Origin of the sequence: Brevibacillus sedimenti (genome assembly GCF_020923495.1) — a bacterium.
GTDB classification, from domain to species: Bacteria; Bacillota; Bacilli; order Brevibacillales; family Brevibacillaceae; genus Brevibacillus; species Brevibacillus aydinogluensis.
In genome coordinates this window covers 2,320,655-2,345,555 of sequence record NZ_CP064048.1, presented here as the reverse complement: position 1 = coordinate 2,345,555, position 24,901 = coordinate 2,320,655, and the positions used below count along the sequence as shown (strand labels likewise).

General features: G+C 59.1%; 20 protein-coding genes and 1 pseudogene. 4 read left to right on the top strand and 17 right to left on the bottom strand.

Going from position 1 to position 24,901, the window contains the following annotated elements; genetic code table 11:
- Positions 1–32: 32 nt before the first annotated feature.
- A complete protein-coding gene (locus tag IRT44_RS11445) occupies positions 33–1,652 on the bottom strand; it encodes a methyl-accepting chemotaxis protein (protein WP_230076698.1) in 1,620 nt (539 codons plus the stop codon).
- A gap of 163 nt (positions 1,653–1,815) precedes the next feature.
- Between IRT44_RS11445 and IRT44_RS11440 the strand changes: the two genes are divergently transcribed.
- Positions 1,816–2,757, top strand: a complete 942-nt coding sequence (locus IRT44_RS11440; protein ID WP_305792674.1) for a DMT family transporter — start codon at positions 1,816–1,818, stop codon at positions 2,755–2,757.
- Between the two features lie 118 nt (positions 2,758–2,875).
- Here IRT44_RS11440 and IRT44_RS11435 read toward each other — a convergent pair whose 3' ends face one another.
- The 10 genes and pseudogenes from IRT44_RS11435 to rph all read right to left on the bottom strand — a co-directional run bounded on the left by IRT44_RS11435 (position 2,876) and on the right by rph (position 14,872).
- Positions 2,876–4,228 (bottom strand): protein O-GlcNAcase, encoded by a 1,353-nt coding sequence (locus IRT44_RS11435; RefSeq protein WP_230076697.1) that lies wholly within the window; start codon positions 4,226–4,228, stop codon positions 2,876–2,878.
- 25 nt (positions 4,229–4,253) lie between these two features.
- Positions 4,254–4,922, bottom strand: coding sequence for a ribosome biogenesis GTP-binding protein YihA/YsxC (gene yihA, locus IRT44_RS11430; RefSeq protein ID WP_230076696.1), 669 nt, complete (start codon positions 4,920–4,922; stop codon positions 4,254–4,256).
- On the bottom strand, positions 4,919–7,258 hold the full coding sequence (gene lon, locus IRT44_RS11425; RefSeq protein WP_230076695.1) for an endopeptidase La: 2,340 nt from the start codon (positions 7,256–7,258) through the stop codon (positions 4,919–4,921). The genes yihA and lon overlap by 4 nt, the downstream gene beginning before the upstream one ends.
- A 169-nt stretch (positions 7,259–7,427) precedes the next feature.
- Positions 7,428–9,119: an ATP-dependent protease LonB gene (gene lonB / locus IRT44_RS11420; protein ID WP_230076694.1), complete on the bottom strand. Its 1,692-nt coding sequence runs from the start codon at positions 9,117–9,119 to the stop codon at positions 7,428–7,430.
- A gap of 350 nt (positions 9,120–9,469) precedes the next feature.
- Complete coding sequence (gene clpX, locus IRT44_RS11415) at positions 9,470–10,735, bottom strand: ATP-dependent protease ATP-binding subunit ClpX (protein WP_171566361.1); 1,266 nt, start codon at positions 10,733–10,735, stop codon at positions 9,470–9,472.
- 20 nt (positions 10,736–10,755) lie between these two features.
- A complete protein-coding gene (clpP, locus tag IRT44_RS11410) occupies positions 10,756–11,343 on the bottom strand; it encodes an ATP-dependent Clp endopeptidase proteolytic subunit ClpP (RefSeq protein WP_268255227.1) in 588 nt (195 codons plus the stop codon).
- A gap of 171 nt (positions 11,344–11,514) precedes the next feature.
- A complete protein-coding gene (gene tig / locus IRT44_RS11405) occupies positions 11,515–12,807 on the bottom strand; it encodes a trigger factor (protein ID WP_171566363.1) in 1,293 nt (430 codons plus the stop codon).
- Between the two features lie 72 nt (positions 12,808–12,879).
- Positions 12,880–13,455 (bottom strand): metallophosphoesterase family protein, encoded by a 576-nt coding sequence (locus tag IRT44_RS11400; protein WP_230076693.1) that lies wholly within the window; start codon positions 13,453–13,455, stop codon positions 12,880–12,882.
- Between the two features lie 40 nt (positions 13,456–13,495).
- Positions 13,496–14,097, bottom strand: a pseudogene (locus IRT44_RS11395) (XTP/dITP diphosphatase).
- Entirely contained in the window at positions 14,090–14,872 is a 783-nt protein-coding gene (rph, locus tag IRT44_RS11390) for a ribonuclease PH (RefSeq protein WP_171566366.1), read from the bottom strand. Before rph ends, IRT44_RS11395 begins: the two are co-directional and overlap by 8 nt.
- 243 nt (positions 14,873–15,115) lie before the next feature.
- On the opposite strand from rph, the gene IRT44_RS11385 reads away from it, so the two are divergent.
- Positions 15,116–16,357 carry an MFS transporter gene (locus IRT44_RS11385; protein WP_230076692.1) on the top strand — a complete coding sequence of 414 codons (1,242 nt, stop codon included), beginning with the start codon at positions 15,116–15,118 and terminating at the stop codon, positions 16,355–16,357.
- 60 nt (positions 16,358–16,417) lie between these two features.
- On the opposite strand, the gene IRT44_RS11380 is transcribed toward IRT44_RS11385, so the two are convergent.
- The gene (locus IRT44_RS11380) at positions 16,418–17,482 is read right to left on the bottom strand and encodes a GerMN domain-containing protein (protein ID WP_171566450.1); all 1,065 of its coding nucleotides are present in this window, start codon (positions 17,480–17,482) and stop codon (positions 16,418–16,420) included.
- A gap of 487 nt (positions 17,483–17,969) precedes the next feature.
- Positions 17,970–18,782 (bottom strand): glutamate racemase, encoded by an 813-nt coding sequence (gene racE, locus IRT44_RS11375; protein WP_171566368.1) that lies wholly within the window; start codon positions 18,780–18,782, stop codon positions 17,970–17,972.
- A 165-nt stretch (positions 18,783–18,947) separates the two neighbouring features.
- Here racE and IRT44_RS11370 point away from each other — a divergent pair, with 165 nt between their 5' ends.
- Together IRT44_RS11370 and IRT44_RS11365 are read left to right on the top strand one after the other, a co-directional pair.
- Complete coding sequence (locus IRT44_RS11370) at positions 18,948–19,901, top strand: superoxide dismutase (protein WP_171566369.1); 954 nt, start codon at positions 18,948–18,950, stop codon at positions 19,899–19,901.
- Positions 19,902–20,026: 125 nt separating this feature from the next.
- The gene (locus IRT44_RS11365; RefSeq protein ID WP_230076690.1) at positions 20,027–20,404 is read left to right on the top strand and encodes a DUF3899 domain-containing protein; all 378 of its coding nucleotides are present in this window, start codon (positions 20,027–20,029) and stop codon (positions 20,402–20,404) included.
- A gap of 107 nt (positions 20,405–20,511) precedes the next feature.
- Here IRT44_RS11365 and IRT44_RS11360 read toward each other — a convergent pair whose 3' ends face one another.
- Genes IRT44_RS11360 through pepV form a run of 4 tightly spaced genes read right to left on the bottom strand, consistent with a single transcriptional unit; the run spans position 20,512 to position 24,893 of the window.
- Positions 20,512–21,534, bottom strand: a complete 1,023-nt coding sequence (locus tag IRT44_RS11360; protein ID WP_230076689.1) for an ABC transporter ATP-binding protein — start codon at positions 21,532–21,534, stop codon at positions 20,512–20,514.
- Positions 21,535–21,553: 19 nt separating this feature from the next.
- Complete coding sequence (locus tag IRT44_RS11355) at positions 21,554–22,492, bottom strand: ABC transporter permease (protein ID WP_230077880.1); 939 nt, start codon at positions 22,490–22,492, stop codon at positions 21,554–21,556.
- A 9-nt stretch (positions 22,493–22,501) separates the two neighbouring features.
- On the bottom strand, positions 22,502–23,434 hold the full coding sequence (locus IRT44_RS11350; RefSeq protein WP_230076688.1) for an ABC transporter permease: 933 nt from the start codon (positions 23,432–23,434) through the stop codon (positions 22,502–22,504).
- A 16-nt stretch (positions 23,435–23,450) separates the two neighbouring features.
- The gene (gene pepV, locus IRT44_RS11345; protein ID WP_230076687.1) at positions 23,451–24,893 is read right to left on the bottom strand and encodes a dipeptidase PepV; all 1,443 of its coding nucleotides are present in this window, start codon (positions 24,891–24,893) and stop codon (positions 23,451–23,453) included.
- Between the last annotated feature and the right edge of the window lie 8 nt (positions 24,894–24,901).

Genomic DNA, 24,901 nt, shown 5'->3' with positions numbered 1-24,901 from the left:
AGTTTATTAACGGGTGCAGCTGGGTCTTGATCCTACAGGCGAAACCGCTTCGTGATTCGCTGCAGCGACATCGTCTTCTCGGCCAGTGTCTCTGCTTCCTCTGCCAGCAGATGCACGCCGCCTGCCTGCTGCTCTACGGCGCTGGCCGCCGCCGAGACGCTCTCCGCAATCTGGCCTGCGATCGTCTTTACCTGGGTCAGCGTCTGGCCGATCGCCCCGCAGTGCTGGCCAAGCCGCTCGGCCCACGCGGCGTTTTGGGCCGACAGTGCCTGGTTGGCGTCCACCACCACCTGCAGGCTGCGGATCGCCTCACCCGCTTCCCGCACGTGACGGCTGGAGCGTCGCAGGTCGTCCAACTGGCGCTCCACTTCTGCCGCCGTCTCGGTCACGTCCGCATGAATGGCGGCTGCAGTGTACAGGATGCTGTCCGCAAACTGCGCGGTCTCCTCCGCCAGCTCACGAATCTCTGCCGCCACCACGGCAAAGCCCCGGCCGTGTTCCCCGGCTCGAGCCGCCTCAATGGATGCGTTGAGCGCCAGCATATTGGTCTGCCGGGCAATCCTGGTGATCGCCGCCACCTGCTGCCGAATCTGTTCCGCAGCCTGTGCCAGTTGGCGGATCGCTTCCGCCGTTTCGGCCATGCCGGACTCCGCTTGTCCCACCTGGCGGGAAGCTGTCTCCACCGCATGGTTGCCCCGCTCCGTGGTCATCGTGGCGCTCTCGCTCATCTCTCTCGTCTTGTTCAGGGCCGTCTGCATCTCCGTCAGCATGGCTGTCATTTCCTGCAGGTGCTCGACCGCTTCGGCGGCCACATGGGCCTGTTCCTCTGTCCCCGACTGAAACTGCTGCATCATGCCGCTCAGTTCGTCAAAGGTGTCCCGCAGTTCCCGTGACCGCAGCGCCTGCTTGCGGCTGATCTCCCCCGTGCTGTCCGCCGCACCCGCGATCTCGCTTACGATGTTCTGGATGCCGATCGCCATCTTGTTTAGTTCCAGCCCCGTCTGATGAAATTCATTGCGCGAGCGGGTGACCACTTTCCGGGTCAGATCGCCGGACGAGACGGCCCGGGTCAGCTCGCGCCATTCCTGCAGGCTGGTGCGCATGATCCGGTATATCCACAGGCTGCCGATCAACCCCGCGCCGAGCGAAACGAACGCCCACACCGCCGTTTCGGCAAGCGGCAGACCCCTCCCAAGCAAGGCCGCCCATCCGCACAGCGGCGGGATACAGCCGAGACCGATCAGCGCCGGTCCCAAAAACGGCCGGTGCAGAATCGTGCCCATCCGGAGGACGTACCGTCTGCCGCCAAATGTGCCGATCGGAGCGGCGGTGTCGATCAGCCGCTCGCCCGTGTTGCGCAGGTAAAGCTGGGAGAGGACTTCGCGCGCCGCGGCTGCACGCCGTCCCACCTCGTCGTCAAACACGATGCCCTCCCGCAGCCGGTTGGTATGGATATGTCCGTATCCCGTCTCGTCGACAATGACGAAGTATTCGCGATTCCCCAACTGCTCGTCCAGAATCCTTCGGACAGCTTCCCGTTTCTCCTCCAACCCGCTGCTGCCTGCCAACAGCTCGGCCAACCGCTGGGCGGTGCGGGTCACTTTGGTTTCCGCCCGGCGGGCCCGCCGCGACCGAAGTACGGACTGATTCATGTGAATCCCCCTTTTGACTTTTCTTTATTTTCCGATATTTACATGCAATTGCCAAGCTGAACTCCACCTGTGCTTGATTTCCCCTCTGGCATGCCGTATCATGCAGGCATGGAACCGAAACGTTTGCAATCGTCTGAATCATTCGGAAGGAGAGAAACAACCGTTGAAAAAACAATGGATGGCTGACGTGACCCTGTTTCTGATCGCGTTTGTCTGGGGAGCCACGTTCCTCGTCGTCCAGCAGGCCATCGCCGCTCTGCCGCCCAACGCCTTCAACGCGGTGCGCTTTTCCATCGCCACTCTCTTTCTGCTCGCCATCCATTGTCTGATCGATCGCGAGCAGCTGAGGAGCTGGAACTTCCCGCTGATCAAGGCCGGATGTCTGATCGGATTTTGGCTCTGTCTGGGCTACGCCCTGCAGACGGTTGGATTGATGTACACCACACCGTCCAAAGCGGGCTTTATTACCGGTCTGTCGGTAGTGCTGGTCCCGCTGTTTTCCTTTCTGATCCTGCGCGAGAAGATCAAACCTGCCGCCATCACCGGCACGCTGATCGCCGCCTGCGGGCTCTACCTGCTGACGAAAACCTCGTCGCTTGCGTTCAACCTCGGCGACGTGCTGGTCTTCGGCTGCGCCATCTGCTTTGCGCTGCAGATCGTCGCCACCGGCAAATACGCTCCTCGATTTCCTGCCCTCCCGCTGGCGATCGTCCAGTTGGGGACGGTGGCCGCGCTGAGCTGGGGGTATGCGCTGTTGTTCGAGGACTGGCGCCTTGCCTTCGACCCGGCGGTGCTGCTGGCGCCGGAAGTGGCGCGCGGTCTGATCGTGACCTCGATCTTTGCCACCGCGCTCGCCTTTTTGGCCCAGACGGCGCTGCAAAAGAAGACGAGTTCCACCCGTGTGGCGCTGATCTTCTCCCTGGAGCCGGTGTTTGCCGCGCTCACTTCGTACCTGTGGATTCACGAAGTGCTGACAGCGCGGCAATTGGCGGGATGCGCCCTGATCTTTACCGGAATGATCCTGGCGGAGCTGCCGATCCAGGAATGGTGGAAAAATCGGCGCATCAGGCTCAATCAGGATGATGGCAGCCGAGAGTCGGCGTAATGAACAGTGACAGATAAAAAAACGGGGCTGGCTTTTGTGCCAGTCCCGTTTTTTCACATTTTCACAGCACACAGACGGGTGCGGTTTGCCCGCTTGCCCCACGCAGATACGCGCTTGGTTACCTCGTCTGTTTCAACTCCAGCAGCACCGCTTCCACAAACAGTTTCATCACGTTGCCGCACACCTTTTGCGGCAACCGTTCGGTCCGCTTCATCCAGCGCTTCAGCCGAAACAGGTGATACGCCGCCGTGAGCGTCCGGCCGCTTGTGCCCGCCTCGATCATGGCGGTAACCGACTGCCCGACCTTGGCCCAATGCCGGTACTTTTCCACCCAGCCGCCAATTTCGGCGGCCAGTTTGCGGTTGCGCATCCGCTCCATTAAGTGCAGCGCCGTCTCTTCCATATCGGCAAACAGACGTCCGAGCATGCGCAGTCCCGCCTGCCTGTCCCCGTACAAAAACTGAAAGCGAAACTGCAGAAACGCCTCCAGCAGCGCCGGCGACTCGGTCTCGTTGAGAAACGAACCCTGCACATTGTCTGCGAAGCGGAGTACGGCGGCGGCGTCTTCCGGACCGGCCACTTCTTCCACGGCCTTGGCCCATGCCAAGGCTGGATCGTACCCTTCCGGATCGCGCAGGTAAGCCGCTGCCGTCAAGAGCGGTATCTTTGAGCTCTCCGCCCGCGCCATCGGATTGGCCACGTATCCGGCTACGTGCCGCCACAGACCGGGATCGCGGTGGCGCAGCGGGCCAATGTGCAGCTCATCGGCCATCGCCAGGTCGTTTACCGGATAATTGTCCCAAATCAGCGGTTTGTGCCCCGTCCGTTCTGCAAAAAAGCGGGCGTCCGCCTCGGGCAAAAACGGCGAGCAGACAAAGCGGCCGGTCCAAAACAGGTCGATTGACTCCGGCAGGTGCTGTCCCAGTTCCGTGATGTACGGTTCGTCGCCCATTCCGTGATACTGGGTGGGACAAACGGTCAGCTCCACTCGCTCCTCCCAGCCATCGATCACCTCGTGCAGCTTCAGCACTACTTCCGCGTGCGCTTGCGCCAGCGTGCGGTAGCGGCTTACGTCCGCCGGATGCATCAAGGCCAGCGGGATGTCGTCAAACAGCAGGGCGAAGTGACGCACGCCCCGTTCGTACATGGACCGGTACTTTGCCAACAGGCGGGAAACATGGCTGTCATCGGCGTACTCCATATTCAAGCCGGGGCTCAAGCAGTAGACAAACCGCACCCCGGACTCCCGAGCGCACGCCATCCAGCCCTCCATCTGCTCCAAAGCCTCGGGCGGATGCGGCTCCTGCCAGCGTTCCCGCAAATAGGGATCGTCCTTGGGTGAGTAATAGTACGTATTAAACCCATGCCGCCCCAAAAAGCGAATCATGTCCAGCCGCTCCGCATTCGTCCACGGAGTGCCGTAGTAACCTTCGATTACACCGCGTACGGGAAAAAACTCACGGTTGTGCATGGACACCCCTCTTTTCCCGCAGGTGTTACGACGGGGCGTTGCCCGATTCCACCGTTTCCGGCGTCCCGCCTGCGAGATCCTGCTCAACTTCAGGGGCAGTTTCTTCCTGACGCTGCAAGCGGCGAACGATTTCACCCCACAGTTCGTCCCGTCCCTGGCCCGTTTCCGAAGAAAAGATAATGAGTGCATCGTCACCGCGCATCTTGAGTTGTTCGCGGATTACTTTCGTATGCTGAAGCCAGCGGCCGCGAGCGATCTTGTCCCCCTTGGTGGCCACGACCACGGTGGGAATGCCGATTTCCTTGCACCAGTCGTACATCGCCACATCATCCTTGCTGGGCGCGTGGCGAATGTCCACCAACTGAATCACAAACCGCAGCTCCTTGCGCTGCTTCAGATAATTTTCAATCATTTTGCCCCATTGCTGTTTCAGCGATTTTGCCACTTTGGCGTAGCCGTAACCGGGGAAGTCGACAAAATAGAGCAGGTTGTTGACACGAAAGTAGTTCAGCGTCTGTGTTTTTCCCGGCTTGGAACTGGTACGGGCCAGCCCCTTGCGATTCATCATTTTGTTTAACAGCGAGGACTTGCCTACGTTGGAGCGGCCCACCAGGGCGATCTCCGGCAAGCCATCTGTCGGGTACTGTTTGGGTCCGACGGCGCTGATGACAAACTCAGCCGATGTGATCTTCATCGCGTTTCACCAACCGCTTGCCGGGTAAGCGCGTGGCGCAGGACCTCGTCCATGTGTTCCACCGTGATCAGTTTCAATTCCTTGCGCACGCTTTCCGGGATGTCTTCGATGTCTTTCTCGTTTTCCTTGGGCAGGATCACCGTCGTCAGTCCGGCCCGATGAGCGGACAGCGCCTTTTCTTTCAGTCCGCCGATCGGCAGCACACGGCCGCGCAGGGTGATCTCACCGGTCATGCCCACCTCTTTGCGCACCGGGATGCCGGTCAGGGCAGAGACGAGCGCCGTGGCGATGGTGATGCCGGCAGACGGACCGTCTTTGGGGATCGCTCCTTCCGGCACGTGTATGTGGATGTCGTTTTTCTCGTGGAATTCGGGGTCGATGTTCCACGCGGCGGCGCGGGAACGGATGTAGCTGAATGCCGCCTGAGCCGACTCCTTCATGACGTCACCGAGCTGACCGGTCAGCGTCAGTTTGCCCTTGCCAGGCAGAATGCTCACTTCTACGTTCAGCGTGTCGCCGCCCGCCTGCGTCCAGGCCAGGCCGGTTACGGCACCCACCTGGTCTTCCCGCTCAGCCAGGCCGTAGCGATAGCGCGGTTTGCCCAGCAGGCTCTCCACCGTTTTGGGCGTCACCACGACCCGCTTTTTCTCGCCGCTGACGATCAGCCTGGCTGCTTTTCGGCAGATGTTGGCCGCTTCCCGATTCAGGTTGCGCACGCCCGCTTCTCTGGTGTACTGACGAATTACCTTCAGCATCGCCTCTTCGTTCATCTGCAGCTTATCCCTGCCCAGTCCGTGCTCTTCCATCTGCTTGGGCAGCAGGTAGTCGCGCATGATGTGCAGCTTTTCCAGCTCGGTGTAGCCGGCGATGGAGATGACCTCCATCCGGTCCAACAGCGGGCGGGGAATCGTATGCGTGCTGTTGGCCGTCGTGATAAACATCACGTTGGTCAAATCGTAGGTCTCCTCGATGTAATGGTCGCTGAACTTGTCATTCTGGTTGGGGTCCAGCACTTCCAGCAGCGCGGAAGCGGGATCGCCGCGAAAGTCGGAGGCCAGCTTGTCGATTTCATCCAGGAGAAAGACGGGGTTGATCGTGCCTGCCTGTTTCATCCCCTGGATGATCCGGCCCGGCAGCGCACCCACATAGGTGCGGCGGTGGCCGCGAATCTCCGCCTCGTCACGCACCCCGCCCAGCGAGATGCGGACAAACTCCCGCTCCAGGGCACGCGCAATGGAACGGGCGAGCGACGTTTTCCCCACGCCGGGAGGCCCGACCAGGCAGAGGATGGGACCGCGCATGGAATTGACCAGCTTTTGCACCGCCAGATACTCCAATACCCGTTCCTTCGGTTTTTCCAGCCCGTAGTGGTCTTCGTTCAGCACCTGTTCCGCGTGATGGATGTCCAGATTGTCGACGGTCCTGCGCGTCCACGGCAGGGACAGCAGCGTGTCGATGTAGGTCCGGATCACCGCTCCTTCGGCGGACGTGGTCGGCATTTTCTCCAGGCGCTCCAGTTCTTTCTCGATCTTGTTCTTGATCCGCTCGGGAGCGTCGGATTTCTCCAGCTGGGCGCGCAGTTCATCCACTTCACTCTGCCGCCCGTCTTTTTCGCCCAGCTCTTTTTGGATCGCTTTCATTTGCTCACGCAGGTAGTATTCCTTCTGCGTCCGCTCCATCTGCTTCTTGACGCGGTTGCTGATCTTGCGCTCCAGTTCCAGCACCTCGCGCTCGTTGTTGAGGATGTCGAGGAGAATGTTGAGCCGCTCCTTGATGTTGGTCGTCTCCAAAATCTCCTGTTTGTCCTTCATTTTCAGCGGCAGATGGGAGGCGATCACGTCGGCCAGCCGACCCGGTTCCTCGATGTCGCTTACGGATGTAAGCGCCTCCGGTGAAATCTTTTTGGACAGCTTGATGTACTGTTCAAAATGGCTAAGCACGGCGCGCATCAGCGCTTCCACTTCGTTCTCGTCAGCCTTTTCCTCTTCCAGGTACGTGATCGAGACCTGGAAGAAATCATCCTGCCGTATATATTCATCGATTCGGGCCCGCTGCAGGCCTTCCACGAGGACGCGAATCGTGCCGTTCGGCAGCTTCAGCATCTGTTTGACCCGTGCCACAGTGCCGACGCTGAAGATTTGCTCGGCGCTGGGTTCTTCTATGTGGACTTCTTCCTGCGTCGCCAACAGGATCTGGTTGTCATCCACCATGGCCTGCTCCAGGGCGCGGACTGATTTTTCCCGTCCCACATCCAAATGGAGTACCATGGATGGATACACAAGCAGTCCGCGCAACGGGAGAAGCGGTATCTCTCGTTTACCGGAACGTTCGCCCAAGCTTATGCACCTCTCCTTGATCTGTACGAATTGCCTGCTTAACATGCAAAAACGGCTCAGACAGCCGTTTTTGAACATCGCGTAAGCTTCGGAGTGAAGCTTTTTATCATTGTAGCGCAAACGGAATCCGATGTCTAATTTCCGGGCGCACCGCCGTTACAGCGCGCCATTACAACGACAGAGACGAAGAGGCGAGATCTTCCGCCGGAAGCTGCAGGGTGAAACCGGCGCTCTCCGTCTCCGGTTCTGCCAGAAGGGCCAGATCGATTGCCTGCTGCACGGTGGAGACGGGTATCACTTCGATGTCCTGCATGTCGGCAAACAGCGACTGCCAGTTCTCCTCGGGAATCAGCACGCGTTTTGCCCCTGCCTGTCGGGCGGCTTCCACCTTGGCCACTACGCCGCCGACCGGTTTTACCTTGCCGTGGATGCTCACTTCCCCTGTCATGGCAACCAGGTTGTCTACCGGCCTCTCCTTGATCGCCGAATAAATGGCGACGGCAATCGAGATGCCTGCCGAGGGACCGTCTACCGGCACACCGCCGGGAAAGTTGATGTGCAGGTCGTAATCGTACGGCTGGACCCCCAGCCGATTCAGCACGGTCAACACGTTTTCGATCGAGCCTTTGGCCATCGACTTGCGCCGGACCGTGCGGCTGCGACCGCCTATTTCCTCTTCTTCGACCAGGCCGGTCATGGTGACGCGGCCGGCCCCGGGTGTCGACGCCCGGCTGGCGGTCACCTCCAGCTCCATCACGCTGCCCATGTTGGGGCCGTACACAGCCAGGCCGTTGACCAGCCCCACCTGCGGCGTGTCATGCACCTGCTTTTCCTGGCGCGGCGATTTTTGGCTGCTGTGCACGACCCATTCCACATCGGCGGCGCGGATCGTCGAGCGCCCCTCGGTCATTGCGATCCCTGCCGCGATCTGCAGCGTGTTGATCGCCTCCCGGCCGTTGGTGGCGTACCGTTCGATGACGCCGACCGCGTCGTCCTCCATCGACATGTCCATTTTGGAGACGGCGGTGCGGACGATGCTCCCGATCTCCGCCGGCTTGAGCGGCCGGAAAAAAATCTCCAGGCACCGGGAGCGGAGCGCTGCCGGCAGTTCTTCCGGCATCCTCGTCGTCGCACCCACGAGGCGAAAATCGGCCGGCAGTCCGTACTTGAATATCTCGTGGATGTGTGACGGTATTTGCGTGTTCTCTTCGCTGTAGTAGGCGCTCTCCAGCATCACTTTGCGGTCTTCCAGCACTTTCAGGAGCTTGTTCATCTGGATCGGATGCAGCTCGCCGATTTCATCCAAAAACAGGATTCCGCCGTGGGCCTTGGTCACCGCCCCCGGCTTCGGCTGCGGAACGCCCGACTGTCCCAAGGCGCCGGCACCCTGGTAAATCGGATCGTGCACGGAACCGATCAGCGGATCGGCGATGCCCCGTTCGTCAAAGCGGGCAATGGTCGCGTCCACCTCCACAAACTTGGCGTCGCTGGAAAACGGCGACAGCGGATTCTGCTTCGCTTCTTCCAGCACGACGCGGGCGGCAGCCGTCTTGCCCACGCCCGGCGGACCGTAGATGATGACATGCTGTGGGTTTGGCCCGCACAAGGCGGCACGCAGCGCGCGCAGCCCATCCTCCTGTCCGACGATCTCTTCCAGTTTGGTCGGCCTGGTCTTCTCCGAGAGCGGTTCCGTCAAGGCGATCATCCGCATCCGCCGCAGTTGGTCCAGGTCTTTGCGCGACTCCCGGTCACTCGATGTTTTCGCTGACCGCTGGGTGCGGAGCAGATTCCAGAAATAGGTTCCTATGATGATCCCGACGACTACTTCGATACAGGCAATCACCAATGTCGTATAGTCCATCCGTTAACCCTCCCACGCTCACTTCGCACCACATCGAGAAGAAAACGCGTCTGTTGCGGACACATGCGCAAAAGCCGGTTCTTCCTCTCGGGGATGCTTGTTTTTTGTATCAGCCCGTGTATCAGCCCGCGATCGCGAGAAGTCCTTCCTGATACAGTCGTGATCCAATCAAAAAGCGTCTCGTGAACTATATTGAGTAGTATTGCCTCGCAATCACGGGCGTAAACAAACCGCTCCGGCATTCCCTTGCACTTTGGCGGGCACTGCCGGCCGGGCGAACAAACGGAAGAGTCATGGAAAAACCACCCCGACGATCGGGGTGGTTGGGATGGCGTTTCCGGCGGTGCCGGTTACGCGCTTTCGTTTTTCAGTTCGCGGCCTTCCTTGGTCAGCAGCTGCGGCTTCACCTTGTCACGCACAGCTTCCTCGGTGATCACGCACTTGCTGATGTCTTCGCGGGACGGCAGTTCGTACATCATGTCGAGCATGATCTGCTCGATGATGGCACGCAGTCCCCGGGCGCCGGTGTTCCGCTTGATCGCTTCCTTGGCGATCTGCGTCAGCGCTCCCGGTTCGAACTCCAGTTCTACGCCGTCTAAGCTCAGCAGTTTTTGGTACTGCTTCACCAGCGAGTTTTTCGGTTCGGTCAGGATGCGGACCAGCGTCTCCTCATCCAGCGGTTCCAGTGTGGCCAGTACGGGGAGACGGCCGACAAATTCCGGAATCAGGCCGAATTTCAGCAGGTCTTCCGGCAGCACGTACTTCAGGTACTCGCCCGGCTTCAGGTCGCCTTTGATACCGTCACTCAGGTCGGTGCCGAAGCCGATCACCTTTTTGCCCAGACGACGCTTGATGATCTGCTCGATGCCGTCAAACGCACCGCCGCAGATGAACAGAATGTTGGACGTGTCGATCTGGATGAACTCCTGGTGCGGATGCTTCCGGCCGCCCTGCGGCGGCACGCTGGCAACCGTCCCCTCGAGAATTTTCAGCAGCGCCTGCTGTACGCCTTCGCCGGATACGTCGCGGGTGATCGACGGATTTTCCGACTTGCGGGCCACCTTGTCGATCTCGTCGATGTAGATGATGCCCTTCTCCGCCTTTTCCACGTCGTAATCGGCTGCCTGGATCAGCTTGAGCAGGATGTTTTCCACGTCTTCGCCCACGTACCCCGCTTCCGTGAGGGAAGTGGCGTCGGCGATGGCAAACGGCACGTTGAGAATCCGTGCCAACGTCTGGGCCAAGAGCGTCTTCCCGCTTCCGGTCGGGCCGATCAGCAGGATGTTTGACTTTTGCAGTTCCACATCCTCGATCTTGGCGCCGGAGTTGATCCGCTTGTAGTGGTTGTACACCGCCACCGAGAGGGATTTTTTCGCCAGATCCTGGCCGATCACGTAATCGTCCAGGATTTTGCGAATCTCCATCGGTTTGGGAATTTCCTTCATGTCGATTTCTTCTTCCGTTCCCAGCTCTTCCTGGACGATTTCGTTGCACAGTTCGATGCACTCGTCGCAGATGTACACGCCGGGCCCGGCCACCAGCTTGCGCACCTGCTCCTGCGACTTGCCGCAGAAGGAGCATTTCAGCTGGCCTTTATCGTCGTTAAACTTAAACATGCGCTTCACCTCACAACGGGTCAGTTTTTCCGTTCAATAATGGCGTCAATCAAACCGTACGCTTTGGCTTCTTCTGCGCTCATGAAGTGATCACGATCGGTGTCCTTTTCCACACGTTCGTATGGCTGACCCGTCCGTTCCGCCAGGATTTGGTTGAGCTGGCGCTTCGTTTTCAAAATCCAGTCCGCGTGGATGCGGATATCCTCTGCCTGGCCGCGTACGCCGCCGAGCGGCTGGTGAATCATCACTTCACTGTTCGGCAGGGCAAACCGCTTCCCTTTTGCTCCCGCAGCCAGCAGAACGGCTGCCATGCTGGCCGCCATGCCGATGCAGATGGTAGACACGTCCGGCTTGATGTGCTGCATCGTGTCGAAGATGGCCATGCCAGCCGTTACGGAACCGCCCGGAGAGTTTATGTAGAGTTGAATGTCCTTGTCCGGGTCTTCCGCTTGCAGGAACAGCAGTTGGGCGACCACCAGGTTGGCCACTTCATCGTCGATCTCGCTGCCGAGAAAGACAATCCGGTCCTTCAGCAGGCGCGAATAAATGTCATACGCGCGCTCGCCGCGGTTCGTCTGTTCAATGACCATGGGGATTAGCATATGTATCTCCTCCTCTGCCGTCAAAGAGGTAGCGTGCAGCCGCCGGTCCGACGGCTGTGTCGGAAAAAACGCAAGATGGTGAAAAACAAGGCACGAACATTATCGTGCCTTGTATCGCTTGGCAGTCGGGTCAATCGGGAACCTGTCTGCCGGTCGTTTCATGCGTTCTTCCTAAGCTTATGCACTGACTTTGTTTTCTGCAACCAGGAAATCGACCGTTTTCCGCGTTTGCACGTCGCGGTACAGGGCAGCCATACCGTCTTGAGCGGTGAAGATTTTGCGCAGTTCGTCGGCAGGACGACCGTATACGCCCGCCAGTCTGTTCAGCTCTTCGTTTACATCTTCTTCGGTCGCAGTGATGTTCTCGGCTTTAGCGATCGCTTCCAGGGTCAGCGCGGTGCGCACGCGGGTGGTCGCGTCAGGACGAAGCTGTTCGCGCAGCTGGCTTTCATCGGTGCCGGAGAACTGGTAGTACAGGTCCAGGTTCATGCCTTGGAACTGCAGGCGCTGAGCAAATTCGTTCACCATTTGGTCCAGTTCGTGTTCGATCATAACGTCCGGAATGTCGATTTCGGCGTTTTCAGCCGCCTTCAGCACGAGCTGCTCGCGGGTGTACTGCTCTTTCTCCTGAGCCGCTTTTTCTTCCAGCTTTTTCTTGGTGTCAGCCTTCAGCTCTTCCAGTGTGTCGAACTCGCTCACGTCTTTGGCAAATTCGTCGTCCAGCGCCGGGAGGTTTTTGCGCTTGAGGCCGTTCAGTTTCACCTTGAAGACTGCGTCTTTGCCTGCCAGGCTCGGAGAGTGGTACTGTTCCGGGAAGGTGACGTTGATCTCCTTCTCCTCGCCTACCTTCATGCCCACGATCTGCTCTTCAAAGCCGGCGATGAACGTGCCGGAACCCAGCTCGAGCGTGTAGTTTTCCGCTTTTCCGCCCTCAAAGGCAACGCCGTCCTGGAAGCCTTCGAAGTCAATCACAGCCAGATCGCCGTTTTGTGCCGGGCCTTCTTCCACGACAACCAGCTCGGCGTGGCGCTCTTGCATGCGCTTCAGTTCGGCTTCCACGTCCTCGTCAGTAACGTTGAACTCTTTCGACTCGATCGTCAGGTTTTTGTAGTCGCCCAGTTTCACTTCCGGCTTCACCGTTACGGTCGCCTTGAAGATGAGCGGCTTGCCCTTTTCCATCTGCTCAACATCCACTTCGGGGCGATCAACCGGTTCGATGCCGGTTTCGCGCACAGCTTGTCCGTAAGCGGCAGGGAGCAGGATGTCCAGAGCATCCTGGTAGAGCGCTTCCACGCCAAAACGCGCTTCGAACAGCTTGCGCGGCACTTTTCCTTTGCGGAAGCCCGGAACGCTTACTTTCTTTACGACCTTTTTAAACGCTTGGTCCAATGCCGCATCTACTTGCGCAGCATCTACTTCAACCGTCAGGACCCCCTGGTTATTCTCTAACTTTTCCCATTTTGCTGCCACGTAAACTTCCCCTCCTAGATTGAATCCACAGAACACCGCCCGCAACATGCAGTCGGTACGGGCGATGCAATTCTAGCCATTATAACCATTTAAGTATAGCACATATTCACCATTTTTCAAGAAGTCAGCGGCGCAGGGAAAACTTCCCCCCAGCCGCTCCACCGGATTGCCGTGGTGGTCGAAATAGGTAACCTGGACGCGCACTTCCCGCTTTCTCGTCTCAAGCTGTTCCAGGTATGCGTAGGTGGGAACGTCAAAGCTGCGGGGGAGCTGCAGACTACCCGGGTTGAGAAACAGGATGCCCCGTTCGACGCCGCAGACCGGAACGTGGGAATGGCCGAACAGCACGACGTTGGCCCCCGTCTCCTCCGCCCGGTAGTGCAGCCGCATCAGCGAGCTTTTCACCCCGAACAGGTGGCCGTGTGTCTGCAGGATTTTCAGGTCCTTCCACTCGGTAAGCTGTTCCTCGGGAACGTCCCTGTCCACATCGCAGTTGCCCCTGACCAAAATCATGTCGGCGAAGGGGTCCCGCTTCCGGTCGACGCAAAAATCGCCGCAGTGAAAGACCTTCTCCGCCGCGTGGCGTTCCACCGTCTCTTTCACTTCGCGTACCAAGCCGTGCGTGTCGCTGAGGATCAGGATGCCCACTGTACCGCACTCCCTTCTGCCTGTAGTCTGCCGCAAGCCGCTAACCCTGCCGCTTGATTGCCGCCAGCAGATTGCCCATCGCCATGGCCCGGTGGCTGATGCGGTTTTTCTCTTCCGGCGGCAACTGCGCCATGGTCACGCCCTTGTCCGGCAGGTAAAAAACCGGGTCGTATCCGAACCCGTTGGTGCCCTCTGGGGCTTCGGCGATGACGCCCTCACATGTGCCTTGGGCCACCACAGGCTCTTTGCCCGGTTCCGCCAGGACGAGCACGCAGCGGAAACGTGCCGTCCGCTGCTGTGCCGGCACGCCGCGCAGTTCATCCAGCAGCTTTCGCCAATTTTGCTCATCGCTGGCGTGTTCACCGGCGTAGCGGGCGGAATAGACGCCGGGACGTCCCCCAGAGCGTCCACCTCCAGGCCGGAGTCGTCGCCCACAGCCGGCATGTTCAGGTATGTAGCAATGGTCGTCGCTTTTTTCAAGGCGTTGGCTTCAAACGTATCGCCGTCCTCCACCACTTCCGGCACGCCTTCAAACGCGTCCAGGCTGATGCCTTCCCAGCCCAATTCGGCAAACAGGCTGTTGAATTCCTTTACCTTTCCCTTGTTTCGCGTTGCCAGCACCACTTTTTTTCGCTCAGACATGACTCTTCTCCGCCACCGTTTCCTGATCGTTTTCGTTGTCGTCTGCAAACCTCAGCGGTACGTCGGCCAACGCTTCCTTCTGCGCGGCAATCAGGCCGTCGATGCCTTTTTTTGCCAGGTCAAGCAGTTCATGAAGCTGTTCGCCGGTAAACGGCGCTTCTTCGCCCGTGCCCTGCAGTTCGACAAATTTGCCCTGACCGGTCATGACGATGTTCATGTCCACCGTCGCCGTCGAATCTTCCTTGTAATTGAGGTCGAGCATCGGTTCGCCGTCGATGATACCGACCGAGGTCGCCGCCAGAAAATCGCGCAGCGGCAGCTGCTTCAAGGTGCCGGCTTCCACCAGCTTCTGCATCGCATCCACCATCGCCACAAACGCGCCAGTGATTGCTGCCGTCCGGGTACCGCCGTCGGCCTGGATCACGTCGCAATCCAGCCAGATGGTGCGCTCCCCCATCGCTTCCAACTGAACGACCGAGCGCAGCGCACGTCCGATCAGCCGCTGAATTTCCATGGTTCGTCCGCCCACTTTGCCTTTGGACGATTCCCGTGGATTGCGTGACTCCGTGGCCCGAGGAAGCATGGAGTATTCGGCTGTAATCCACCCTTTTCCGCCTCCGCGCATGAACGGCGGCACGCGATCCTCCAATGTCGCCGTACAAATTACCTTGGTGTCTCCTACTTCGATTAGACAAGAACCTTCCGCGTGTTTGATGTAATTGCGCGTAATCTTGACTGGGCGCAATTGGTCACGGTCACGGCCATCAAGTCTCATTCCATGTTTCCTCCTAGCTTGCTATCGTCAACTCCGCTCATTATACCAGACTGAAGAAACCCTCTGCCACTCCGCAAACCCCTGCAACGCATTTCCGAAGCTGCGGAAAAATCCGCTGCCGAAAGCCCAAAGAAAAATCCATCCGTTCGGCGGGAACGAAACTCCGGCAAAGAGGGGTCTTGCGCACACACACAAATTTGACTAACATCTAATTAGACAGTTAACTAATTAATGGTGATTCTTATGTCGTCCTCCCTGCTTTTGCGTCAAGCCAATTTTCGCAGGCTGCTGCTTGCCAACTTTCTCAGCGGAGTCGGGGATTGGTTCAACAGCGTCGCCGTCCTGAGCCTGCTGTTGGAGATCACCGGCACGGCCATGGCCGTAGGCATTACACTGGCGCTCCGCACCTTGCCCTACCTGGTGTTCGGGCCGCTCGGCGGGTTGCTGGCCGACCGCTTCAACCGCAAAGCCGTCATGATCGCCTGCGACCTGGTGCGGGCGGTGATCGCCCTCTGCTTCCTGTTCGTCTCCTCTGCTGACGACGTCTGGATCGTCTACGCCGGAACGTTTGCCCTCGTCGCCTTCTCCGCGCTGTACAACCCGGCGAGGATCTCCCTGATCCCGGACGTCGTCGAACGCGATCAGCTCCTCTCGGCCAATGCGCTGGAGGAAAGCGTGTTCGGGATCGTGATGGCGGCCGGATCGCTGGTCGGCGGCGTCTTTGCCGCCTATTGGGGGACGGATGCAGCGTTCGTCTGCAACTCGCTTTCCTTTGTGCTGTCCGCGGCGCTGATTCTGCGGATTTCCCTCCCCCCGCGATCAAGCGGTGTCCGACGCGAAGCGGACAAGGAGGAGCGCAAAGCGAACGAACCGTCCTACCGTGACCTGTTTTCGCTGATCCGCCAAACTCCCCTGGTCCTGTACACCCTGCTGATGACGACCTTGTGGCCGGTCGGGGGAGGCATTCTCAACGTGCTGATCAGCGTCTACGCCTACCAGGTGTTTGCGGCCGGCAAAAGCGGAGTCGGTCTCCTCTACGGCGCGATCGGACTCGGTTTCATCGTCGGCGGGGTTGCGGCCGATCTGCTGAAACGGCGGCCTTACCACATGGCTTCCTGCAGTTTCGCCGTCGAAGGCTTCGCCCACGTGCTGACCAGCTTCGCTCCCACCATTTACCTGGCGGCTGCCTGCTACGCCCTCTCCACCGTCGCCGGGGGGATGGGCAACGCCAGTCTGCGCACGCTCCTGATGCGGCATCTCGACAACGCGTACCACGGCCGTGTGTTCGCTCTCGAATCGACCATCTCCAGCGTGCTCATCGGCCTCTCGATGCTCGTCGGCGGATGGCTGCTCACCGTCTTTGAACCGCGGCTGCTCGGTTTTGCCGCCGGGCTGCTGATCACCCTCTGCTCGCTGATCCTCGGCGTCTTGATCTTGCAGGCCTCCCGGGCAGCCGATAGCGCCGCCCCGGCTCAACCGGACTGACAGAACTGCCGCAAGCAAAAAACCACGCCTGCCGATTCGGGCGTGGATTCGTGCGCGCTGTCAAAACTGCATCGTGTTGATGTGGACGGGGCGGGCGACCGGCTTGGTGAAATCGTACGTTCCGCTGGTGAGCGGCTTGCCTTCCACCAGCAGTTGAACCTGTTTGGCCCCTGTGCTCTCGGTCAGCGAGAGAACCAGCGACTCCAGCGCATCCGGATTGGCTTCCCTGCCGCTGTCGTATCTGAGGATGTCGCTGCTCAGATCGACGGTAACGAGGTCATTCTCCTGCTTTACATCCAGCACCCGGGTGGTGCGCAGGAGCGAACTGAACAGCGGCGAATTGTCACTCGGTCCTTTGATCAGCTCCTCTACCGCTGCTTTGGCCACGTTCTGCGTCTCCGGTATCAGCCGGGTGACCGGTACGAAATAGGAGCGCTTGTCATCCAATTGTCCCTGGAAATAGACCGTAACCGCCGTGGTTCGACCGGGAACGGCCCCTTCCGCCAGCTCCAGGTTGATCCCGAGGTTGCGGTCCAGGGTGGACGAGATCGGTGTGCTGCCCACCGGCATTTCGGTAAGCGGCGTGCCGTTTACCCAGATCTGCACCCTTTTGACGTTGGGAAATTCGGTTAGTGCCCGGGTCACTGCGTCCAGAATCTGCTTTTCGTTCTTGCTGTCGTACTTTTTGAACTCCGGGGAAAAGTCCACTGTCGCCAAACCGTCCTTGATAACCAGTCCTTTTACCTCCGTCCCTTCAGGAAGCACCGCGGAAAAGCCGTTGGGGAGCATGTTTTCCACCGGCCCGCCTTTGACCATGTAGGTCAGCACCTGTTTCGCCACCCCTTCTGTTTTTGGCAGGGTCAGCGTAAACGGCACTACATACCCGTTGGCATCCAGCAAGTAGACGGTGCGGTCGACTGACTCTGTGACCGCGGCCTCCGTCCCATCGGCTGAGCCTTCCGCCGCCGGCAGACCGTTGGGTGTATTCTGGGCGGCTTCCGACTGCGGCGGAGGTGCATCAATGCTGGTGGCTTTCTTTTCCGGTCCGAACAGTCCGCACCCCGACAGCAGCAGTGCGCTGACCCCAAGCACGGCGGTGATTGTGCCGATGCGATGTATCTTCATCATTACCCAGCCTCCTCCAGACACTTTGTACTATCATGTATACGAGCAGGGCTTGTGTTTATGCGTTGAATTGTCCGAAACAGAACCAAAGCGAAAAGCGGCGCCATGATTGGCGCCGCTTCAGCGTGTAGACAAAGTCCGCGGCGCATGGGAGATCGGCCCCGCTCGCTCGCTTGACGCCCAGCAAAGAAGCGGATGAAGTCCGCTCCAAAACGAGACGCGGGCAGGGGACAAACATCTGGGTATTTCGAGGAAGTGAGACTTGTGTCCCCTGTTGGTCCCCGCGTCTTCGTTTTTCCGCTGAGCCGGTCGTCAAAGGAGCTCGCTTGGCCCATCCCTCCATGCGATGCCCATTGTCTTCCGCTTCGGTTGATGAATGGGCAGGCCTTCCGGCCTGGAAATCATTTTTTGTGGACGCTAACTCAATGAACCGTTTGTCTTCAGTCTGAAGCGGCGCCATGATTGGCGCCGCTTTCTTGCCTCTTTCTTATGGTTGATACGACTCCTCCAACGATCTATGCTCCACCTTCACCCGACGGCCCAGCCACTCCTCCGCGATGGAGCGGAAATTGTCGGCGCCGCCGCTGGTGAAGAACAGATGGTCGGGAGCCGCAGACGTTTTGTCCGCTCTCGCAATCGAGGCATGCCGGGTCAATTCCCGCGCGGTTTCTTCCGCAGAACTGATCAAGGTGACGGACGGCCCCATCACGTCCTGAATGACAGGGGCCAGCAGCGGGTAATGGGTGCAGCCCAGAATCAGTGTGTCCAATTCTTCCCGGATCAATGGCTCCAGCGTACGGGCCACTACCTGGCGCGCTTCCGCTGTATGCTGCTGATGGTGTTCCACCAGCGGAACAAACGCTGGACAGGCGAGCCCAGCCACATACGTCTCCGGCCGCAGCCGCAGCAGGGCTTGCTCGTACGCGCGGGTGCGGATCGTCGTCTCTGTCCCAATCACACCAATCCGGCCGTTTTTCGTGGCCCGCACCGCCGCTCGCGCTCCCGGCTCAATCACACCGATGACCGGCAGCGGCAGGAGCTGCTGCGCCTCCTTGAGGACGACTGCTGTCGCGGTGTTGCAGGCCACAACCAGAGCCTTTACGGGATATCGGGTGACAAACTCAATCAGTTGAAAACTGCAGGCGCGTATCTCTTCCGGCGACTTGGAGCCGTACGGGCATCGGGCATTGTCGCCGAAGTACAGAATCCGTTCGTCGGGCAGCTGCCGCATTACTTCTTTCGCTACCGTCAGGCCTCCCACTCCTGAGTCGATAATGGCAATTGCTCGTTGGTCGCTCATCTGTGTGTCTCCCCTGTTGTAATGTCCATCTCCCAGCATACCACTTTTTGCGTTCGTGGTATAACCATATGCGATCCGCCGGTGCCACGTACTCCGCACATGCCGCACCATCCCTGGGCGCTTTTCATACGCTGAAATAGATAAGCGAGAAAAGGAGGAATCGCGTTGGAAGAACAGATCAAACACCTCGTCCACTGGAGCCAGTGGGGCACTCAGTGGATTGAGCACCTGCGAAAATCAATGCAGCTCGGCCGGGAGCTTGAGCGCCACCTGCACAAGTTTGACGAAGCGTTTACGCTGATCGGCCGCAAAGCGGCACAGATAAAGAAATCCTCTCACCACGAGGCCGTTCCCGCGCTCGTTGCCAAGGCGGAAGAGGTGCAAAAGCAGTTTCACCAGTTCCTCCGCCTGATCCAATACAACGAACAGGAACAGCCGGAGACCATGAAAGCAGCCTTTTCCTCATCCCGTCAACCGGTTCCCGTCGCCCGCCCCGTACCCGTCGGACGCCATACGCTGCCTCCCCTGCCGTACGCCTACGACGCCCTGGAGCCGTACATTGACGAGACGACCATGCGCATCCACCATGACAAACTGCACCGCAAATACGTGGAAGACCTGAACAAGGCCGAACTGAAGCTGGCGGAGGCGCGAGCCAAAAACGACTTTGCCCTGATCCGCCACTGGGAGCGGGAACTGGCCTTTAACGGCGCCGGCCACTACCTGCACACGATCTTCTGGCAGGTCATGCACCCGGATGGCGGCGGTGAACCGCAAGGCGATCTGGCCGAGTACATCCAGCGCTACTTCGGCTCGTTTGACGCCTTCAAGGCCCAGTTCACGCAAGCCGCCATACAAGTGGAGGGGCCAGGCTGGGCAATCCTCGTCTGGTCGCCGCGAGCACAGCACCTGGAAATCCTCCAGGCGGAAAAGCACCAGAACCTCTCTCAGTGGGACGTCGTACCCCTGCTGGTGCTGGACGTCTGGGAACACAGCTACTTCCTGCAATACCAAAATCAACGGGACAAGTATGTCAACAACTGGTGGAATGTCGTCAACTGGCGGGCTGTCGAGGAGCGCTTTCAGCAGGCGAGACGTCTGCGCTGGCAACCGTATTGAGGCACAAACCGTACCGAGACACAACAATCCATCCCTCCTCTGCCGGAAGGGGCGGCGTGTTTTATGAGCGAATTAACTCAATCGTAAATGAGTTGCTCATCTTCCGGCAAAAGGACGTGAATGTAATGCTCGCAGTCGTCATCCTTTTCCTGATCATTGTGTCAGCAGCCGCTCTGGCAGCAGGTCTGTCCCCAGCCGGCGAATCGCTTCTGACGATCATTAACCGGAGTTTCCTGGCCGGACTCTCCCTGCTTGTCCTCGGCTGTATCTCCTTGGTTGTCCGCTCTGGATTCTTTACCGTGTTTGGTGCCGGCTTTAAACGGTTGAAAACGTTTTTCTTCCGCCGTCCTCGCGTGCTGGAGAGCGACTGGTACAACATGGTTGACACCGTTTTTGCCCAAAAAAAAGAGACGTTCTTCCGAATCGGAACGTCTCTTCTGCTTTGGAGCGGAGCCGCCCTGATTGTCTTTTCCGTCGCGATGCTCGTTTGGCACTACCGCTAGTCCGCGCACAGATGGCAGGTCGCCCCATGGCCTGTCCGCACTTGCCTCCGCGCAGTCTCCTCGATGGAAAGCGCCGCCGAGCATCTTTGCTCCCGGAAAGCGCCCTGTCATTCTGTCTGCCTCCCGGCCGCGACCAGTTCCTCGATGCGCGGGGCGCGCGGGTCATGCAGCCAGCAGGCAGCCTGATGACTTTCACCAAACACGGCAGGCTCCGGCATCTGCCGGTCGCAGATTTCCATGGCAAATTCGCAGCGGGGCGCAAACGGGCAGCCTTTGGGCGGATGCAGCAGATCAGGCGGCGCCCCCTCGATCGGCACCAGCCGCTGCTTTTCCCCGTCCAGCCGGGGCAGGGAGCGCATTAGTCCCCAGGTATAGGGATGGCGGGGATGGGAGAAGACGTCCTGCACGCTGCCGGTCTCCACGACCACGCCGGCATACATGACCACCATCCGGTGGGCGATTGCCGCCACCACACCCAGGTCGTGGGTGATAATCAGCACGGACAACCTTTGTTCCTTCTGCAGCCGCTTTAGCAGATCGAGAATCTGGGCCTGAATCGTCACGTCCAATGCGGTGGTCGGTTCGTCGGCGATCACCAGCTTCGGCTGGCATGCCAGGGCGATGGCGATGACCACACGCTGCCGCATCCCGCCGCTGAATTGGTGTGGAAAGTGGTCGACCCGCTTCTCCGGGTCGGGGATCCCCACCATGCGCAGCAGCTCAATCGCCCGCTTATGCGCCTCTTCCCGCGAGACCCGATGATGCCGGACGATTCCCTCCGCGATCTGTCTTCCCACTTTCATTGTCGGATTGAGCGCCGTCATCGGGTCCTGAAAGACCATGCTGATCTGCGCGCCGCGAATCTCCAACTGCTCTTTTTTGCTCATCGCCGTAATCTCTTTTCCTTCAAAGACAATCCGGCCATCGACAATCCGGCCGTGCGGGGCGGGGACCAGGCCCATGATCGCCTGGGCCGTGACGCTTTTGCCGCAGCCGCTCTCACCGACGACCGCCACTGTCTCTCCCTTGTCCACATGGAAGGAGACACCGCGTACCGCCTGTACTTCCCCTTCATACGTCTTGAAGTGTACTTTCAAATTGTCGATGGTCAGCAAATGTTGTTCGGCCATCGCAGTTCCCCCCTTTTTCTTACTCGCGCAGACGCGGATCAAGCGCATCCTGCAGACCATCGCCAAACACGTTGAAGGCAAACATCGTCAGCGAGATCATCAGTGCCGGGAAAAAGAGCCGCCACCAGTCGCCGGTGAGGATGACCCCAAGCGCGTCGTTGGTCATCGTTCCCCAACTGGCTACCGGTGCCTGTACGCCCAGGCCGAGAAAGCTGAGGAATGACTCGGCAAAGATCGCCGACGGGATGGTAAACGTCAGGTTGACAATGATCACGCCAAACGTGTTGGGGATCAGATGTTTGAACAAAATGCGGGGAAAATTTGCCCCGAGCACCTGAGCGGCGAGGATGAACTCCTGGTTTTTCAACTGCAGGATTTGCCCCCGCACCAGACGGGCCATTCCCACCCACCCCGTCGCAGACAATGCGATGATGATCGTCAACATGCCCGGCTCCATCACGACCATCAGCAGGATGACGACCAAAAGGTAAGGGAGTCCGTACAGTACTTCGATCAACCGCATGATCACGTTGTCAATCCGATCCCCCCGCTTGCCCCTGCCTGCCATGTACCCGGCGATGCCGCCGACGGTCACGCCAATGATCAGGTCGATCAGCGCCGCCACCACCCCGATCGTCAGTGAGATTCGGGCGCCGTACCAGGTGCGGGCAAACATGTCCCGGCCCAAATCGTCTGTCCCGAACCAGTGCTCATCGGAAATCGGCTTGTTTTTCATTAACAGATTTTGGTCGGAATAGCTGTACGGGACGAGATGCGGCCCGATGATCGACATCGCGACCAGCGCGACGATGATGACGAAGCCCAGCATCGCCAGCTTGTTTTTCACGAGCTTGCGAATCACCAGTTGGGCGTTGCTCAGGCTCGGGCGGGCAGATGCTGCGTCAGCCTGCTTACGTTTGACCAGCGGGCGAAACAGCGGATCGATTCTCTGTTCCATCGCCACGTTCTATCCCTCCTTGCCGGTCAGTTTGATCCGCGGGTCGATCAGGGTGTACGCCACATCGATCAGAAAAATGGCCACAATCAGAATCGAGCTGTAAAAAACAGTCGTTCCCAAAATGACTGGATAATCGCGGTTGAAGATGCCGTCGACAAAGTATTTGCCAATCCCGGGAATGGCAAAGATTTTTTCCACGACGAACGTACCGGTGATCAGCGATGCAATCAGCGGCCCCAGGAACGTAACTACCGGCAGGATCGCATTGCGGATTCCGTGTTTGACCACGACTGCCCAGGTGGGAATCCCTTTCGCCTCTGCGGTGCGGATGTAGTTTTGGTTCATCACTTCAATCATGCTGGCGCGCATGTAGCGGGTAATGATCGCCAACGGACCGAACGCCAGCGCCAGCGACGGCAGCACCGTATGCAGCCAGGTCCCCCAGGTGGCGACGGGAAAGATTGGCCACTTGATTGCAAAATAGTTGATCAGCAGCGGGGCCATGATGAAGCTGGGGATTGCCACGCCGAGGACAGCCAGGGCCATCGCCCCGTAATCGATCCAATTGCCGCGGTTGAGTGCGGCAACAATGCCGAAGAAAATGCCGAACACCAGCGCAATCGCGACCGCCTGCATGCCCAGCAAGGCCGATGCGCCAAATCCGTCCGCGATCATATCGTTGACACCACGTGTATCAGATTTGATGGAAGGACCCAAATCCAACATCATCAGATTTTTCAGATAAATAACGTATTGAATCGGCAGCGGCTCGTCCAAATGGTATTTGGCTCGCAGATTAGCGCGGATCTGCTCCGGCAGTTGATCCGAATCGGAAGCGAACGGATCGCCGGGAATCGCATGCATCAGCAAAAAGGTCAGCGTCACGATGATCCACAGCGTCAAGAGCATCATCAGGACGCGCTTTGCCAAGTAATGGAACATGCGTGCTCCTCCTTCTCTATTTGGCCAACTCGTACATCGCCTGGGCGTAGATCGCCATCGCCTGAAGCAGATCGTCAATCTCCGCATACTCGTCCGCGAGGTGGGCCGTCGACTCTTTCCCGGGGAACACTGGGCCAAATGCCACGCCGGCTTTCAGCGTCTTGGCATAAGTGGCGCCGCCGGAAGCGAGCAGGCGGGCAGGCTCTCCGGTATGCTGCTCATACACGCGGGAGAGCGTCCGGATGACGGGATGGTCCGCTGGCACGTAGTGGGACTTGGAGGTGCGCACGCTTGACAACATCCAGCCTAGCTCCTGGATGCGCGCCATCAGCCGCTCCACGTACGGCTCCGGTGCCAAGGTGGCGGGATAGCGGATGTTCAGCCGGACAAGCCCTCCCTCGCTCCTGGTGTAGCGAAGGATGCCTGCGTTGACGGTCAGCGCTCCGCTCACCTCGTCCTGACATGCTACGTTCAGCCGTTCACCGTAGTGGTCTTCGTGCAAAACCTCTGCGAGGAAGCGGAGAAACAGGCGATCGGTACCGGCAAACGGGTAGTCGTACAAAAAACGTGCCAGCAGCGTTCCGGCGTTGACTCCATTGAATGGCTCCATGCCGTGAGCCGGCTTGCCGTCGAGTTGAAACGCCAACACGTCAGGCGCTCTTGGCTCCAGCCGTCCCGTCACACCACTGGCAAGGAGAAACGCGTTCCAGCGTTCGGTCACAGCAGCCGCGGCTGATTTCGCCTCCGCTCCCGCCGGTACCATCACCGAGGCTGTCGCTTTATCCGGCACGCTGTTGCCTTGATCACCGGAGGCAAACGACAGCAGCTGCCAACCTTCGTCCGCCGCGGCCCCTGGCTGTGCAGCCAGCATCAGTGTCGGATTGATCTGCCCCTTTTCGGCGTGGATGATCGGAAACGATGCGTCCGGTGAAAAGCCGATCTCCGGAAGCACCTCCCGTTCGGCGTAGTGCTTCATGCACAACCAGCCGCTCTCCTCGTCAGTGCCGATAATCAGGCGCACGCGTTTGGTGAGCGGCAGACCCGACTGCTTGAGCAGCCTCAGCGCGAAAAAGGCGGCCAGCGCCGGCCCCTTGTTGTCGATGGCGCCGCGGGCGTAGATTTTACCGTCGCGGATGTGCGGCTCGAACGGCGGTGTCGTCCATCCTTCACCAACAGTGACTACGTCGACGTGGACGAGCACTCCCACTTCCTCTTCGCCCTCTCCGTGTTCCACGTATCCGGCGTAACCCTCCAGGTTTTTCACCGCAAAGCCGTCTGATCGCCCCAACTCCAGCATGAAGTTCAGGGCCTGCGCCACTCCGTCGCCGAACGGTTTGCCCGGACCGGCGGTCGACATATCCTCGATGCTGTTAATCCTCAGAAAAGACTGCAGCGTTTCCAAATAGGCTTCGCGCTGTGCCAAAGCCTTCTGCTTCCAATATTCGGAGTGACCGCTCATCTTACTCC